The sequence below is a fragment of the Desulfuromonas sp. TF genome (genome assembly GCF_000472285.1).
Classification (GTDB): Bacteria; Desulfobacterota; Desulfuromonadia; order Desulfuromonadales; family ATBO01; genus ATBO01.
The window spans coordinates 4,806-19,490 of sequence record NZ_KI421427.1 but is presented as its reverse complement, the minus strand read 5'-3'; the positions used below and the strand labels follow the sequence as shown (position 1 = coordinate 19,490).

General features: G+C 59.0%; 12 protein-coding genes and 1 pseudogene. 4 read left to right on the top strand and 9 right to left on the bottom strand.

The window, feature by feature from the left end:
- Positions 1-63 precede the first annotated feature (63 nt).
- The 7 genes from DTF_RS0119265 to DTF_RS0119230 form a co-directional block, all read right to left on the bottom strand.
- Complete coding sequence (locus DTF_RS0119265) at positions 64-621, bottom strand: 4Fe-4S binding protein (protein ID WP_027716641.1); 558 nt, start codon at positions 619-621, stop codon at positions 64-66.
- Positions 622-648: 27 nt separating this feature from the next.
- Positions 649-2,598, bottom strand: a complete 1,950-nt coding sequence (locus DTF_RS24655; protein ID WP_051361489.1) for an aldehyde ferredoxin oxidoreductase N-terminal domain-containing protein — start codon at positions 2,596-2,598, stop codon at positions 649-651.
- Positions 2,595-4,592, bottom strand: a complete 1,998-nt coding sequence (locus tag DTF_RS0119255; protein WP_027716640.1) for an aldehyde ferredoxin oxidoreductase N-terminal domain-containing protein — start codon at positions 4,590-4,592, stop codon at positions 2,595-2,597. The genes DTF_RS24655 and DTF_RS0119255 overlap by 4 nt, the downstream gene beginning before the upstream one ends.
- A 288-nt stretch (positions 4,593-4,880) precedes the next feature.
- Positions 4,881-5,687: an IclR family transcriptional regulator gene (locus DTF_RS25840; protein WP_162148672.1), complete on the bottom strand. Its 807-nt coding sequence runs from the start codon at positions 5,685-5,687 to the stop codon at positions 4,881-4,883.
- A 235-nt stretch (positions 5,688-5,922) separates the two neighbouring features.
- A complete protein-coding gene (gene dsrP, locus DTF_RS24640) occupies positions 5,923-7,620 on the bottom strand; it encodes a sulfate reduction electron transfer complex DsrMKJOP subunit DsrP (RefSeq protein WP_081703106.1) in 1,698 nt (565 codons plus the stop codon).
- 49 nt (positions 7,621-7,669) lie between these two features.
- Positions 7,670-9,265 carry an FAD-binding protein gene (locus tag DTF_RS0119235; protein WP_027716639.1) on the bottom strand — a complete coding sequence of 532 codons (1,596 nt, stop codon included), beginning with the start codon at positions 9,263-9,265 and terminating at the stop codon, positions 7,670-7,672.
- Between the two features lie 13 nt (positions 9,266-9,278).
- Positions 9,279-9,935 carry a 2Fe-2S iron-sulfur cluster-binding protein gene (locus tag DTF_RS0119230; protein ID WP_027716638.1) on the bottom strand — a complete coding sequence of 219 codons (657 nt, stop codon included), beginning with the start codon at positions 9,933-9,935 and terminating at the stop codon, positions 9,279-9,281.
- 212 nt (positions 9,936-10,147) lie between these two features.
- Between DTF_RS0119230 and DTF_RS24635 the strand changes: the two genes are divergently transcribed.
- Positions 10,148-11,386, top strand: a complete 1,239-nt coding sequence (locus DTF_RS24635) for a nitrate/nitrite transporter (RefSeq protein WP_035058294.1) — start codon at positions 10,148-10,150, stop codon at positions 11,384-11,386.
- Here the strand turns inward: DTF_RS24635 and DTF_RS24630 are convergent.
- A complete protein-coding gene (locus tag DTF_RS24630) occupies positions 11,356-11,877 on the bottom strand; it encodes a dihydrofolate reductase (protein ID WP_155890883.1) in 522 nt (173 codons plus the stop codon). The two genes, DTF_RS24635 and DTF_RS24630, sit on opposite strands and share 31 nt — an antisense overlap.
- 279 nt (positions 11,878-12,156) lie before the next feature.
- On the opposite strand from DTF_RS24630, the gene DTF_RS0119215 reads away from it, so the two are divergent.
- From DTF_RS0119215 to DTF_RS0119205, 3 genes are all read left to right on the top strand, one after another.
- Positions 12,157-12,357 carry a hypothetical protein gene (locus DTF_RS0119215; RefSeq protein WP_027716637.1) on the top strand — a complete coding sequence of 67 codons (201 nt, stop codon included), beginning with the start codon at positions 12,157-12,159 and terminating at the stop codon, positions 12,355-12,357.
- 184 nt (positions 12,358-12,541) lie between these two features.
- On the top strand, positions 12,542-13,066 hold the full coding sequence (locus DTF_RS0119210) for a hypothetical protein (RefSeq protein WP_027716636.1): 525 nt from the start codon (positions 12,542-12,544) through the stop codon (positions 13,064-13,066).
- Between the two features lie 25 nt (positions 13,067-13,091).
- Complete coding sequence (locus DTF_RS0119205; RefSeq protein WP_027716635.1) at positions 13,092-14,219, top strand: NADH:flavin oxidoreductase; 1,128 nt, start codon at positions 13,092-13,094, stop codon at positions 14,217-14,219.
- A gap of 28 nt (positions 14,220-14,247) precedes the next feature.
- On the opposite strand, the pseudogene DTF_RS27465 reads toward DTF_RS0119205, so the two are convergent.
- Positions 14,248-14,685, bottom strand: a pseudogene (locus DTF_RS27465) (hypothetical protein); the annotation flags it as partial.

The window sequence follows — 14,685 nt, the reverse complement described above, 5'->3', positions numbered from 1 at the left end:
CTTTCACCTTTTTCGTGGTATCGTTTTACCCCGGAAGGGTGAACCACTCTACCACAACATCACCTACCGTTTCGAGTTTTTGAATCTCTGCGCAAAGGCATCAGCCACCTTTTCTTGACCAAATCTGGTGATCAGCGATTCCAGGCCGATTTCCATCTCGCACTGCTTTGCTGTTGGCACGTCTTCGACCTCTTCTTCCCACTCGGCGTAGGTCAGGGCCCCACAGCGGCAGACCTGGACGCATAAGGGCTCCGTGAGCGTCGGGTCGTCCTCGCACATATCGCATTTGAGCGGTATCCCCGAATCGGGCTCCTTGAACAAGTCACGCGCCGGGCAGGAAACGCTGCAGAAGCTGCACTGGGTGTATTCCTTGCCGTTGATCGTATACGAATGTCGGCCGCTGCATTCGGCCGGCGTGTAATCTCCGGCCCGTATCGGAACGTACACATCATTCAGCAAGTCCATAACCACCCGGATCCGGGACCTTTCCGGGTTGATGCTGCTGTATTTCGGCTTGGCGTGATGGGCGGAACAGGCCAGTTCGCAGGCTCGACAACCGATGCATTTGTCAAGATTGACCTTTATTTCTTTAACTGTCTTCGTATTCAACCGATCGCTCACGGGTACCACCTCCTATCTCTGGTTTTCTTATTTTCCCGCCGAAGTCTCTTGCAGGAGAGGGGCTTCTTCATCCGTCCAGATCCCCCTCTTTATGAAGTCTTCGCTCACGTAATCCAGACCCAAGCTGTCCAACGTCTGTTTAGCGGGTATTCCATCCCTGGACCAACCCTTGAATTCATAATAGGCGTCAAGATGCTTCTGTTCCATCTCGGGGTCGCGAATCTTCCAGTGATTTTCCGGCGGTTTTTCTTCAACTCTTCTTAAGCCTCGTCTTACATTGATGGCTCTCACCAGCTGCCGGTTTCTTCGGGCTATTTCCAATAGTCCGTCCGAGTCGAGTTCTATCCCGGTCGCCAGCGTTATGAATTTTGGCAGATTAAAAAGGTGATAGGGAGGCGACCCGCCAAATTGCCCTCTGAATGACGACAGCCAGGCACAGGTCCCGATGGCGTCATCGACGTAATGCATGGCCTCGTTCCAGTCACAGACATTGACCGACGCTTCGATCGGCATATGTTCACGGGGTTCCCATTCCATGAACCATTTCTTGAATTTTTCAGGCGCTGCATCCCAGTTCTCTACAAAGTTTTTCCTCTTCTCCAAATCTGCAATGGGCGCCTGGGGAAAGGACCCTTCAATCTGGGTGATATTCATCTTTTCACCGGTGCAGTACATCAGGTAGAAGGGGTAATTTATGACTCCCAGCTTCAGAGGCACCTGCTCGACTTTTTTCGTGGTGTTGTGATCGAATTCTTCCGCGCCCTTGCCGATCTGACGGGCTGCCTGGTAGACACCGTTGGCCAATACGTCTCCAATTCCTTCCCGGCGAACGATTTTTTCGAGAAGGTAGAAGAATCTCTCGGCACCGTCGGAGGGGAACCCCGGCAGGTCGTCGTCGGTCAGGATGCCGGCTTCATAGAGCTCGACGGCGAAGGCGAGGACTTGAGGGGTCGAGAAACCGTCCAATCCGTAGGCGCTCGTAAGTCCGAGGATGTTATAGTTGAAGTCGATTTCCTGATAGGCCGCCATGCAGTAGGTCAGCTTGTTGAAGCATTTCAGGAAGTATTTCTGACGCCCGGGGTAGGCAATCGTATAATGGCAGTCCTTCGGACAGTTGTAGCAGCCCGAGTCCCGGGTCCGCACCTCTTTCCACTTTTCAACCCATTTCGCTTCACGTTCTTTATTCCAGTAGCCCTTCCTCCGGGTACGCGCATTTCCCCAGGCAAAGTTGTCGACATGGAAACCTTCATTATGATCGTGCGCCATGGGGTCGCCGCAATTTTTGTTGTCGTGAATCTCCTTATAGTGGTTTTTGCACAGCTCCCACAGCTCGGCCGGTCGGGCGACATGGATGTCCCGGGTTCCTCGAACCGCGATCGCCTTCAGCCCCTTGGCCCCCATGACCGCGCCGACTCCATGCCGGGAAGCGCTGGAGTTGGCATGCTCGATGGTCGCCTGATAGACCCGGTTTTCACCGGCCAGGCCGATGGCGGCAACCTGGACCCGGGGGTCCTTCAGCTCCTGGCGAAGAAGCTCCGCGGTTTCCTGGCACCCTTTTCCCCTGAGATGGCTGGCGTCGCGGATTTCGACTTTGTCATTGTGTATAAATAAATACACCAGGCCGGAGGCCTGGCCCCGGATGACGATCTTGTCGTAACCGGCATGTTTCAGTTCCGGCCCCAGCCATCCTCCCATCAATGAATTGACATACAGGTTCGTCAGGGGGGAAAAGGTGCTGACGGAGGTTCGATTGGCGCCGGGGACGGGCGTGCCGTGAAAAAGGCCGGTGCTGAAGATGAGGAGGTTTTCGGGAGAAAAAGGGTCGACTTCGGGCGGAACCCTGTCCCAGAGGATCTTTGCGGCAGTGCCCTGTCCCCCCAGATGAAGTTCGGTCAGCCTCGGATCGGTTTTTACCCTCTCGACGGTTCCCTGGGAGAGATCGATTTCCAAATTAATCCCGGTCTCTGCGTACCTCATTTTTTTACCTCTTCGTTGTCGGTCAAAATTCCCCTCTTCACGAGGTCTTCGCGGACGTAATCCAGACCCAGTCCGTCCAGCGTCTCTCCGGTCGGAATGCCCTCCCGCGTCCAGCCCTGGAATTCATAGAATGCTTCAAGGTACTTCTGCTCCATCGCGGGGTCCCTGTCCGGCCAGAGGTCTTCCGACAGGTTCTCATCCCGTCTCCTCAGCCCTCTTCTGACATTGATGGCTCTGACCAGCTGCCGGTTCCTTCGGGCTATTCTCAACAGCCCGTCCGAATCCAGGTCCATTCCGGTGGCCAGCCAGATGAGCTTTGGCAGGTTGTGAAGGTGATAGGGGGGCCTTCCGCCGAACTGCCCCCGGAACGACGACAGAAGGGAGCACATCCCCAGGGCGTCATCCGCGTCATGCATGGCCCCGTTCCAGTCAGCGATTTCGGCAGCCGCTTCAACAGCGAGGGGTTGACCCGGTTCCCATTCCAGAAACCATTTCTTGAATTTTTCCGGAGCCGCATCCCAATTCCTTACGAATTCTTCTCTCTCCTTCCTGTCAGGAATGGGCATCTGGGGAAAGGAACCCTCGACCTGGGTGATGTCCATCGTCCCGCCGGTGGCATGCATGAGGAAATAAGAGTAATTGGGCATCTCCCGCTTGAGAGGCAGCTGCTCGATTCTTTTTGTGGTGCGATCGTATGCTTCCGCGCCCTTGCCTATCTGACGGGCGGCCAGATACAGGCCACTGGCCAACGCATCCCCGACCCCCTCCCGCCGTGCGACCTTCTCAAGGAGGTAGAGGAATCTGTCCTCGCCATCGGTTGGAAATTCCGGCAGGTCCTCGTCGGTCAAGATGCCGGATTCGAAAAGTTCAAGGGCGAAGGTGAGAACTTGCGGCATCGAGGATTCGTCCAGTCCGTACTCCTGCATGGCGGCAAGGAGGTCGTAATTGAATTTCAGATCTTCGTAGGCCGACATCGCATAGGCGAGCTTGCCGTAGCTTTTCAGGAAATATTTGCGGCCGCCAGGCAGGTAAAACGACCGATGGCACTCCTTCGGGCAGTTATAGCAACCCGTTCCTCGAAGAAGCTCGCTTTTATCAACGACCGTCTCCCGGATCTCTTCGAGTTCCTGGCTGTAATTTTCCCACTGAGTGGTAATACGCTCGCTTTCAACACGCACCTCCCACTCTTTTTCCATGTCTTCAAGCCAATAACCTTTTTCACGCTTGCTCGCATTGCTCCAGGGGAGATGATTGACGTGCCAGGAATCGTCCTCTTTGTTCAAAAAAAGATCCCCGCAGGACGGGTTGTCGTAAATTTCACGATATCGTGGGATGCATATCTGAAAAAGCTCGGCAGGTCGCGCAACCTGGATGTCCTTTGTTCCACGGACGGCGATCGCCTTCAGTCCTTTATCCCCCATGATCACGCCAACCCCCCGAGAGGCGCTGGAGTTCGCATGTTCGATGCTGGCCTGGTAGACCTTGTTTTCTCCGGCGACGCCGATGGCGGCCACCTGGACCTTGGGGTCCTTCAGCTCCTGCTGGATGAGGGCCGCGGTTTCGTGCGGGCTTTTCCCCTGGAGATGGCCGGCGTCCCGTATTTCCACCTTGTCATCGTGTATCCACAGATAAACCAGGCCGGGGGACTTGCCGCGAATGACGATCTTGTCGTACCCGGCGTGTTTCATCTCCGGCCCGAAGAAACCCTCGAATCCTGAATTGACATAAAGGTTGGACTGGGGACTGATGCTGCTGATACAGGTGCGGTTAGCGCCTGGAACAGGGGTGGCATCCAAAAGACCGGCGCTGAAGATGAGGAGATTGTCGGGAGAAAAGGGTTCCACCTCGGGAGGAACCCTGTCCCACAGGATCTCCGCGGCGGTACCATTCCCCCCGAGATGAAGGGCGGTCAGTTCCGGATCGGTTCTTAATCTCTCAATGTTTCCTCTGGTGAGGTCAACTTCCAGATTGAACCCTGTCTCTGCGTACCTCATAGGTCCTTCTCTCCCCGTGTGCCTGGATCCGTGCTCCAGTTGCATGCTTCGTTTTTTGCTTTCCCTGTTCTTTATTTCATACCATGAAATAGCATTTCATTTTATATCCATTTAAACCGGGCTCGCCTCCCGTGTCAAGGAAATATTTTTTCCCTCGCCAAGCCGATAGTTGACCTGGTTTGTCTCATATAAAACAATGGATTATATTTGCCGGAAGATAACAAAGGAAGAGGACGGAACGGTAAGACTTGAATGGGCGATTTGCGGAGCGACCCTCGCTGTCTGGGGCTATCCCCTATGGCCGAGATCGGAGGAGATTTCCTTGGCGCACGTCTTTACGAGACGTATCGTCTCGGCGATGCGCTCTTCGCTCTTCACCGTCATGGGCAGCGCCGCGCCGACGGCTGCGACCACTTCGCGGGCAGAGTTCCACACCGGGGCGGCGACCCCCCACACACCCTCTATCGCCTCTTCGAACTCCACCACGTGACCGCGATCGCGTATCTCGAGCAGCTTCCGGCTGAAGAGGGCGGGGTCGGTCACGGATTTCCGCGTGTAGGCATGCAGAGGGGCCTCCCGCAGAAGACGCTCCTGTTCGGAGGGTTCAAGGTGGGCCATGAGGGTCATTCCAAGCATGCCGTAGTTGGGGGGGTCCCGACGCCAGCCGATGTCGGCGGCGAGCCTCACGGGCCCTTCCCCTTCGCGCTTGTCGAGGTAGACGAGAAGGTCTTCCATCAGGGTGCCGAGGAGCACCGTGGCCTGAGCCCTGTTGCGCAGCTCGATGAGGTGGGGGCGGGTTATCGTCCCGAGGTCGAGCGATCCGAGTGCCGATGCGCCGAGCGCCGAAGAGGCAAGTCCGAGGAAGACCGAGCCGAGCCGGTAGCGTCCGTCATTCTTGTCCTGGATGACGTACTTTTGGCTTTGCAGGGTGGAGAGAATGCGGAAGAGGGTGGGTTTGGAGAGACCGGAGGCCTTGGTGAGCTCATCGAGGGAGAGTGTTCTGCGCTCGCGGGAGAAGATATCGAGCACCGAGAGAGCTCTTTCGATCGCCCGAATATTGTACCTGTCCTCGTCTTTAGCGGGTTTCTGGGACACACTCTTTGTCATCTTCAAAATTCTACCCTTCCTGCCAGCGGTTGTCCGGTTTCAAGAATGATGCACTCGCAAAAACTCAGAGGATGGCGACGCCATCAAGAAATAGCATTTCATCGGGGCCGACGCCACCTTTTTGTGGAATCGATCCTGGCTCGGTCGGCACTCAGGGGGGAGGGTCTTCAGGAGTAAAGAGACGTTTCTCTAGCAAAACCGGTGCAGGAGCTTCCTGCCCCCTCTAACCAAGACGCTCGAAAGCCTTGACGATGTCGATCCGGGAAACCACGCCTACCGGATGCCGGTTCTGATCGACGATAATGATGCGCTTGATCTTTTTTTCCAGCAGCTCCTGGGAGAGCTCCCGCAGGGGGGCATTGTCCCGGGCGGTGATGGCGGGGGAGCTCATGATGTCCGCGGCCGTCCCTCCCGGGCTTTGGGATGCCCCGGACCTCGGCAGGATCACCTGTTTCAGCCTGGCGACCAGGTGGGGCTGTGGGTTGATTTCGTAGAGGATGATGTCCGACTCGGAGACGACCCCGAGAACGCGGTTCTGTTCATCGACGACCGGAAATCCGCTGATGCCGCTTGCGCTCATGAGTCGCCGCACTTCCTCCACCGGGGCGGCCGGAGCGATTGACTTCACCGCTCGGGTCATGATGTCCCGGGCGAGAGGGCCTTCCGCATCGCTGTCCAGAGCCAGCGGAGGGGCTTCCGGATGCCGCAGGCGGCCGGTATCCAGGGCAATCACCGTGCGCACCGCCAGGGTATAGAGCAGCCCGCCAAACGCCCAGATCCCCAGGCCGATCATGACCTCCTGCAGGGAAGGCATGTATTCATGGATTTCATGGAGGGTGTCGGGAATGAAGCCGGGTACGATCAGCCCCATCCCCTTTTCGATCCAGATGCCGATGAAAATCAGCCCGCAGCCGATATTCAGGGTCAGGAGTCTCTCCCGGGTCCGCGGCAACAGAAACAGCAGGAAGCCGACGGTATTGAAGGTCATCGCCGTCCAGATCCAGGGGGTCAGCCTGGAATAACCGTGGTACCCCTGATACAGGTACCGCATCGGCGCCAGATGAGCCGTGTTCGAGTAGTATTCCTTGAAAATCTCCGCAAACATCAGGAAGAGGTTGATCGCCATGGCATAGGCGATGATCTCCGCCAGTTTGAAAATCGCCCGGTCGCGCACCTGGAAATCCATGACCCTGCGCAGGACCTGGAAGATGATGATCATCAGGGCCGGCCCGGCGCAAAAGGCCGAAGCGAGAAAGCGCGGCGCAAGAATAGAGGCGTTCCAGAAAGGGCGGGCCGGAAGGCCGTTGTAGAGGAAGGCCGTGACGGTGTGAATGCCGATGGCCCAGGGGATGGAGAGCAGGATCAACGGGATCACGATGCGCTTGTCGGGCTCCCGGCCAAAATAGGTGCAGCCGCCTATATAGCTTGCCACCGTCAGGTTGAGCAGCAGGTAGCCGTTGAGCACCAGGATGTCCCAGGCCAGAACCGAGGAGGGAAAGTTCATCCGCCCCAGCCCCGGCAGCAGGTGCCAGAGCCGGTCAGGACGTCCGACATCGACCAGGACGAACATTATCGCCATGATGACGGCGGTGACGGCGAGCAGTTCCCCGAAGGCGACGATCTTCTTGATCGCCTTGAAATGGTAGAGGTAGGCGGGGATCACCAGCAGGACCGCGGCGGCCGCCACCCCGACCAGAAACGTGAAGTTGGAAATATAGAACCCCCAGGAAACATGGTCGCTCATGTGGGTGAGGGCCATTCCGTGCAGCAGCTGGGCGCCATAGGTCGCCAGGCCGAGGAGAGCCAGGCAGGTCAACCCGATCATCCAGGCATAAAAGGCCGCTCCTCCCACGAACAGGACTTCGTACAGTCCTTTGAGGAAGTGGCGAAGCTCAGATTTTCGCTCTCCGATAACCTGCATCGCCTTCACACTCTCAATCGTTGCCCGGGCTGGCCAACTGCCGCGACTCTCAGAGTTTATCGACGATGAACTCCGGAAACAGTGTGGGGGATTTGGCCACGCTGGAAATTCTCAGCGATTTCAGCCGGTCGTAATACCGGGTGAGATGGTTCAGGGTGACCGGCCCGGGCACGGCGCCGCGTCGCTCCGCCGCAGCCAATCCGGCCCGGCGGCCAAACACGAAGATATCCAGCAGCGAGTTCCCCATGGCCCGGTTGCGGCCGTGGATGCCGCCGGCCGCCTCCCCGGCGACAAAGAGGTTGTTCACCGTCGATTCGCTCTGCTCGTCGATGAGGATGCCGCCGTTCTGGTAATGCAGGGTGGGGTAGATCAGCAGCGGCCGCCGGGTGATATCGATTCGGACCCGTCTGAACTGTTTGAAAAGGGAGGGAAAGCGTTTCTTCAGCATCCCCTTCTCCAGCAGCTCTTCCAATACCGGGATATCCAGCCAGACTCCGACCTTGCCGGAAGGGGTGCGGACTCCCCGGCCCCCCTCGACCTCGCGGATGATGGCCGCGGCGACGAGATCGCGGGTTTCCAGCTCGTTGACGAAGCGTCGTCCCTCGGCGTTGACCAGGTGGGCCCCCAGGCTGCGGATGGCCTCGGTGACCAGCACCCCGACCATATGATCGGGGAACATCACCCCGGTCGGATGGTACTGGAAGGAGTCCATCCCCTCGATGCCGGCGCCGGCACGGTAGGCGAGGACGACCGCATCGCCGGTGGCGCCGAAATTGTTGGAGGTGGGGAAGCCCTGGTTGTGCAGGCGCCCGGCCCCTCCGGTGGCGAGAATGACCGCTCTGGCCTGAACCGCCAGATGGCGCCGCCGCCCCAGGTCGTAGAGGATGGCGCCGTTGCAGGCCCCGGCCGCATCGGTGGTCAGTTCCACCGCCGGGGAGAATTCCAGGATTTCGATGCGGCCGCTCTTGCGCATCTCATCCTTCAACACCTTCATGATGTTCAATCCGGTATGGTCGCCGATGGACAGAATCCTGGGTGCGGAGAGTCCACCGGCCTTTTTCGTCGCCAGGTTCCCCAGGGCGTCACGGTCGAAGTTGACGCCGATGTCGAGCAGCCACTTGACGATGTGAGGACCGTCCTCCACCAGGGCTTTGACCAGGGGCGCCTTGCCGGCAAAGCCGCCGGCGACCATGGTGTCGGCAAAATGCCTGAGGGGGGAATCCTCTTCCGCCACCGAAGCCTGCATCCCTCCCAGGGCCATGATGGTGTTGGAATTGCCCAGACGCAGTTTGGTGGCCAGCAGAACCCTTGCCCCCAGGCTTTCGGCAAACAGCGCGGCGGTGACTCCGGCCCCGCCGCCTCCCAGCACCAGCACGTCGGTCGTGAATTCCGGCTCAAGATTGATCCGGGCATGATCCAGGTCGCTGAAGGACTCCAGCAGGTCGGCCAATTCATGGGTCACCCGGTCGCCCTTGTTGGCTCCCACCCTCAAGTTTCGGAAAGCGGCATCCTTGTAATCGGGATGATAGGTTTTCAGCAGATGGTCGCGTTGCTGCTCCTCAAGCCGGGGCAAACTCTCGGCCCTACGCCGCTGCCGGGTGGAATGCACCAGCTCCAGAGACTTCAACAGATCGGCAGGATACATGGGAGCCCCTCCTTCAAGAGTCGAGAATCTTGCGGCAATAGGCCTCGAGCCCGGCCCGGTTCAGCGCCGCGACTTGCGTGAATTCGCGGTCCGCGGGCAGCGCGGCCATCTGCTCCAGGCGTTTGGCGAGATTGGGCGGCAGCGGCCGCTGGCGGGCGCAGGAGCGCTGGATGTAGAGGCCGACGTACTGGGGTGCGATGCTTTTCGGACACCTGGAGGCGCAGAGGCCGCACATGTGACAGTCCATGACCCTGTCGGCGGTCGATTCATACCCTCCTTCCTTGGCGGTTTTTACGAAGCCAGCCACGTCGATCCATTCCGGACAGATATTGCACGCCTTGCAGTCGTTGCAGGCCGTCAGCTCCGGATAGTGACCGGCCAGCTCCTGCAACGGATTGGTCATCCTCTCCATGTCGTAGCGCGCCATTCGGGACGGGAAGTAGGGGAGCATGATGACGTTCATCCCCTCGGCGACCACCGTCTGGCAGCCCAGCCCGAACCTGACCCGCTGCGCCCCGGCCTCCAGGTAGGCGACCGTGCAGGCGCCGCACAGACCCGACAGGCAACCGATCCCCCGCTTCACGTCATGCCCCGTATCCCAGAGCGCCTCGATCACCGTCAAGCCCTCGGGAACCTTGATTTTCCGCCCTTCCAGTTCGATGGTCAGCATGGTTCCTCCTCTCGCGGCATGTTAGTGATTTCTTAACTTTACCAGAGTTTCTCAGGAATTAACCGACTGCATTGCAATAAGCCAATCATTTCGACTCCCCAGCCGGATCAAGTCCCTCTTCTCCTGTTTTTACCTTTGACGTTTTGCTCCCGCCCCGCTAACTTAATCTTTTCGTTGTCATTTGAATTAAATCTCACTTCCCTTATGCCGACATGACCTTATCATCCAAACCGGAAGCCTCACCCCTGCGCGTCGTCCTGCTCCTTTGCGCGGCCGAGATCCTGAGCATGACCGGCTTCGCAACCTGGCCCGCGCTCCTTCCCGTGCTCAGGGCCGAATGGAGCCTCACCAATTCGGAGGCGGGGCTGGTCAGCGGCATCTTTTTCGCCGGCTACATGGCCGCCGTGCCGTTTCTGGTGGGGCTCACCGACCGCATCGACGCCCGCCGCATCTATCTGCTGGCAACCTCCATGGCCTGCATCGGCAGCCTCGGCTTCGCTCTCTTCTCTCACGGACTGGTGACGGCGCTCCTCTTCCAGACCATGGTCGGAATGGGACTGGCCGGGACCTACATGCCGGGATTGAGGATTCTGACCGACAACTACCGGGGCCCCACCCAGAGCCGCGCCATCGCCTTCTACACCGCCAGTTTCGGCTTCGGCACCTCCGGATCCCTTCTGCTGGCCGGCGCCCTGGAGCCCACCGGCTGGCGACTGGCCTTTGCCGCCGCGGCGGCGGGACCCTTCATCGCCGGACCCCTCGTCTTTCTCCTGTTCCCCTCCCGGCCTCCCGTCTCCACGGGGGCCAGGCCGGCCGCCCTCTTCGACTTTCGCCCGGTCTTCCGAAACCGCGAGGCCATGGGGTACATCCTCGGCTACGCGGCTCATTGCTGGGAGCTCTTCGGACTGCGCTCCTGGATGCCCGCCTTCTTTGCCTTCAGCCTCGGACTCACCGCCGCAAACTCCGGGTCCATCCTCGGCGCCGCGGCTCTGGCCGCCTGGATCAATCTCCTAGGCCCCGTGGCGAGCATCATGGGGAACGAAGTGGCGGTGAAGCGAGGCCGCCGCAAGTTGATCCTGGCGAGCATGGCCGGTTCGGGTACGCTGGCCTGCCTTGTCGGCTTCAGCGCTCCGCTTCCCATCGCCCTCGTTTTTTCCCTGATGGCCGCCTACTTCCTCCTTGTCATGGGGGATTCAGCGTCGCTCACCGCGGGGCTCGTCGCGGCGGCCGACCCGGGGCGCAAAGGGGCCGCCATGGCCCTGCACTCCCTCTTCGGTTTCGGCGCCGGCTTCTCCGCCCCTCTCGCCTTCGGAGCTGTTCTCGACTTTACAGGTGGAAACGAACGCGTTTCCGCATGGGGACTGGCCTTCGTCAGCCTCGGTATCTGGAGCCTGGTCGCGGCCTTTTTCGCTCTGTTGCGTCAGCGCAAGTCCGGACTGCAGGGGGGATGATCCGGGTGCTTCGCGTCTCCGTTTCGTCGCCGGTAGGTGGCATGACGGAATCCGGTACGGTCCCGGGAATCGATTTCCTCCCAGTCGGATAGGCTGAAGGGCGGGAAATAGACGTCTCCCGCATAATGCCCCGAGATCCAGGAGATGCGCATGAAGTCGGCGATGGGGAGCGCCTCCCGATAGACCTGGCGCCCGCCGATGATGAAGGTCTTGCTGCCGTGCGCCGCCCCTTCGGCGAGCCCCTTGCGCAGGTCGACGCAGACGATGACGCCGGGGGTCGGCCCCAGCGTACGGCTCAGGACGATGTTGCGCCGTTCGGGGAGGGGACGGCCGATCGACTCGAAGGTGCGGCGCCCCATCAGAACAGCGTGCCCCACGGTCAGCTCGCGAAAGAGCTGGAGTTCCTCGGGGATATGCCAGGGGATGCGCCCTTCGCGCCCGATGAGCCGGTCCTCGGTCATGGCGACGAGAATTATTTTTTGACTCTCCAACGGATCGATGCCTCTCTGTTCTCCCCTTGGAGGGAGAACCCGTTAATGGATTCCGCCGTGCGCCATGCGTTCGGCTTTGAATCGGATGGGCGGCTCCGGCGTCGGGAGGTGGAGTGTTGGTGCTGAAAATTATATCACCGGGGAAAGCCGGCCGCGTGCCCTGCATGCCCCTCCGGAGACACCGCCTATGTCCGCTCGTTTGGTATAATGCCATTGACGGGGCATAGGTTGGGGCGCAGGCAATCAAGCCATTCCCCTCAAAAAAGTGGAGGCGGAGTCATGAGAGAAGAAACAGCGCAAGAAAGACAGAAACAAGAAATCCGGGAACAAATAAACGCGCTACAGGCACTGGCCGACCAGTTGCCTGAATCAAGAGACGAGGCTATTGCCCAGCTTGACGCGCTGGAAAAGAAAATCAGGGTCATGCAGGAGGAGCAGAATCCATCGGAGACGGAGGATGATACGTATATTGGAAGCTGAGCCTGCTTCAGCCTGGTACGATCCACGAAAAAGGGCCGAGTCGAGAAGACTTGGCCTTTTTTGTCATTGGGACCGTGAACCAGCCCTGCTGACACAAAGGCAATGGCTTGCCGGCCGTTAAAAGGTATAATAGAGTATTCGCCTCTCAGCCCTCCTTTATATGGAAATTTGAAGTGGCAGGAATATGAAAAAGAAAACCCCTAAATTGCTTCACTTTATTGAAGGCCTGCACGAATTTATCGAGATTCGATCCAATTTGCTCAATAAAGCAGTTATATCGTCTAAGTTTGGATTTCAAGATATAATTGCCAGGTTGATATTCGAATATTTAGAGCAGTATTTTCTGAAAGACGGATATAAAAATGTCATTACAAAGGCTAGTGAGGCTTTAAATTGGGAAGGTAAAGAATCAGAAGACGATGATTTGCAATCACCTGTATTTGGAGAAATAACTTACCCTGACTTTGTAATAGATGATCCTTATTTAATAGCTGTCGTATACAAAGAAGGTGATAACGTATATGAGCTTAAACAAGGAATCGCAGAATCTCTGATTTACACATTATCTGGCGACTTTGATTTCGCCTATTTCTTGTTTCATGATAAAACCCAAGATAAAAAAATTGCGAGATCTGTCGATTATAAATTAGAAAGCTTCATTGTTGCTGAGATGTGGGATCATCACAATGTCTGCATAAAAATTATATGATTCCCCTCTGCCGAAAGGAGAACCCATGTCAGGAACCCTTTTCGATACCGTTGCCATCGGCTCCCTCAGCCTTCCCAACCGTCTGGTGCGCAGCGCCACCTGGGAAGGATTGTGCGAAGAAGACGGCAGGCCGAAGCCGCAGCTGGCCGGGCTCTACCGGGATCTGGTCCGCGGCGGGGTCGGGCTCATCATCTCCGGCTACACCTTCGTACGCGCCGACGGCAAGCAGCTTCCCGGCAAGATGGGCATCCACACCGACGAGATCCTTCCGGCCCTGACCGAACTCACCGGTGCCGTCCACGAAGCAGGGGGACGGATCTTCTGCCAACTCGTCCACGCCGGCGCCCAGACTACCGCCAAGGTCATCGGCCAGATGCCCGTGGCGCCGTCGGCGATGCAGGCCCCCAACTACCCTGAGGTGCCGCGGGAGCTGAGCATCTCAGAGATCGGCAAGCTGGTGACCGCCTTCGCCGAGGGCGCCGGGCGGGCGCAAGAGGCCGGCTTCGACGGCGTCCAGCTGCACGGCGCCCACGGCTATCTGATCAACCAGTTCCTCTCCCCGCTGATGAACCGGCGCGACGATGCCTACGGGGGATCCCTCGCCAACCGGATGCGCTTCCTCGAAGAGGTCTGCACCGCGGTGCGCAGGCAGGTCGGCCCGGACTATCCGGTCGCCATCAAGCTCACCGCCGCCGATCACCTGGAGGGCGGCTTCGAATTCGCCGAGGCGATGCAGGTGGCGCAGCGGCTGGAGGAGCTCGGCATCGATGCCATCGAGATCAGCTCCGGCACCGCCGCCTCGGGCAAGGAGACGCCGGTCCGGCAGGGGATCGACAGGCCGGAGCAGGAAGCCTACAACGCCCTCTATGCGCGGCGGCTCAAGGAAGCGGTCGGCATCCCGATCATGGTCGTCGGCGGACTGCGCTCCGGAGCCGTGCTCCAGCGCCTGCTGCGGGACGGCGAGGCCGACCTCTTTTCCCTTTCCCGCCCGCTGATCCGGCAGCCCGATCTCGTCAACCGCTGGCGGCAGGACGAAAGCAGCCGCGCCACCTGCATCTCCTGCAACGGCTGCTTCCGCCCAGCTCTCAGGGGAGAGGGGATCTTCTGCGTGGTCGACCGGATCGAAACCGAGAACCGTTCGATCGAGGTCTGAGCAGACTCCCTGTTCGGTTGCTGCGGATTCAGCTCTCCGCTTCTTTCACCAGAATCAGCCCGGCAGGGAGGGATTCGCCGAACTGGCGCTCCCGGTCGGCGTACTCCACGGTCACGGTCTCCCGGACCACCCGGATTTCCTCCCGACGGGCGCCGGAATTCTTCATCTTCTCGATGATCTCTCTGCGCACCTGGTCCGCGATATCCACACCGCGCCGGTCGGTGCGGCGGGCGGCCTGGGCAAAAAGAGGATTCAGCGGAGAGAAGTCGGGATCGGACCAGTCCAGCCCCCGGACCTGTTCGAAAAAGGCCTCCACCCGCTCGGGAGGCAGGACCGTCTCCGGTCCGCCGTACAGGGGGACGCGGCTCAGCAGCCGGCCCAGGGACCGGGCGTACGGTTCGCGCATCTTGATCCCGGGTTTCTTCAGTCCCGAGGTGAATATCTTCACCAGCTCCTCCTTCCTGTC

Coding starts and splice junctions, on each gene's coding strand:
- DTF_RS0119210 (WP_027716636.1), top strand. CDS start 12,542: ATGAAAAAGAAAACCCCTAAATTGCTTCACTTTATTGAAGGCCTGCAC.
- DTF_RS24635 (WP_035058294.1), top strand. CDS start 10,148: ATGACCTTATCATCCAAACCGGAAGCCTCACCCCTGCGCGTCGTCCTG.
- DTF_RS0119235 (WP_027716639.1), bottom strand. CDS start 9,265: ATGTATCCTGCCGATCTGTTGAAGTCTCTGGAGCTGGTGCATTCCACC.
- DTF_RS0119230 (WP_027716638.1), bottom strand. CDS start 9,935: ATGCTGACCATCGAACTGGAAGGGCGGAAAATCAAGGTTCCCGAGGGC.
- DTF_RS0119215 (WP_027716637.1), top strand. CDS start 12,157: ATGAGAGAAGAAACAGCGCAAGAAAGACAGAAACAAGAAATCCGGGAA.
- DTF_RS24655 (WP_051361489.1), bottom strand. CDS start 2,598: ATGAGGTACGCAGAGACCGGGATTAATTTGGAAATCGATCTCTCCCAG.
- dsrP (WP_081703106.1), bottom strand. CDS start 7,620: ATGCAGGTTATCGGAGAGCGAAAATCTGAGCTTCGCCACTTCCTCAAA.
- DTF_RS0119205 (WP_027716635.1), top strand. CDS start 13,092: ATGTCAGGAACCCTTTTCGATACCGTTGCCATCGGCTCCCTCAGCCTT.
- DTF_RS0119255 (WP_027716640.1), bottom strand. CDS start 4,592: ATGAGGTACGCAGAGACAGGGTTCAATCTGGAAGTTGACCTCACCAGA.